The sequence below is a fragment of the Streptococcus pseudopneumoniae genome (assembly GCF_001074565.1).
Taxonomy (GTDB): Bacteria; Bacillota; Bacilli; order Lactobacillales; family Streptococcaceae; genus Streptococcus; species Streptococcus pseudopneumoniae_J.
The window spans coordinates 1-630 of the sequence record NZ_JUQX01000014.1 but is presented as its reverse complement, the minus strand read 5'-3'; the positions used below and the strand labels follow the sequence as shown (position 1 = coordinate 630).

Genomic DNA, 630 nt, shown 5'->3' with positions numbered 1-630 from the left:
ACCTTTATAGTATTCTTTTCACTATATGGAACTTTCAAGGCTTCAACTTGTTTCTTCAAGCTATCAACCTTATTCTCAGATTCAACAAGTGAATACCAACGACCATCACCTGAAAAACTTGTAACACCATTCTTCTTAGCAAGTTCACTTCTTTGATTATCCAATTCTTTAATCTTAGATTGCCTTGCAGAATCAGCATGAACAACACTACAACTAAACGCAAGCATAGTTGCAGTTGAAATCAATGCAAACGACCTTTTAAAATTCATTATAAAATCCCCTTTTAACAATGTTATTTATTTCATTATAACATATCTTCCAATTCAATCATTTTTGAACCACAATTTTCACATCTATATTTTTTCCAACAATCCTTAACATCTAAACCATCATACATATCACTATTATCTTCAACACTTCCATCAATATTAACCCTATAATACGAAAAACCGGACATCTTTTGCTTCATAACCGCAACAGTTCCACCACATTTTTTACAAGGATAAAATTCCATAAAACCACCTTTTTTAATACTCAATAATCACTCCATCTTCTCTAAAGCGATTATAGGTTCTTTCAATCTTAGACATAATCTTACTGTAATAACTTCGTGTAAGTTGACCTACAGCA

1 protein-coding gene and 1 pseudogene are annotated in these 630 nt (G+C 31.6%); both read right to left on the bottom strand.

What is annotated here, in order from left to right; translation table 11 throughout:
* Window positions 1-269: pseudogene (locus ADI74_RS01555) on the bottom strand (cell wall-binding protein); the annotation flags it as partial.
* Window positions 270-304: 35 nt separating this feature from the next.
* Entirely contained in the window at window positions 305-538 is a 234-nt protein-coding gene (locus ADI74_RS01550) for a hypothetical protein (RefSeq protein WP_049536610.1), read from the bottom strand.
* Window positions 539-630 lie beyond the last annotated feature (92 nt).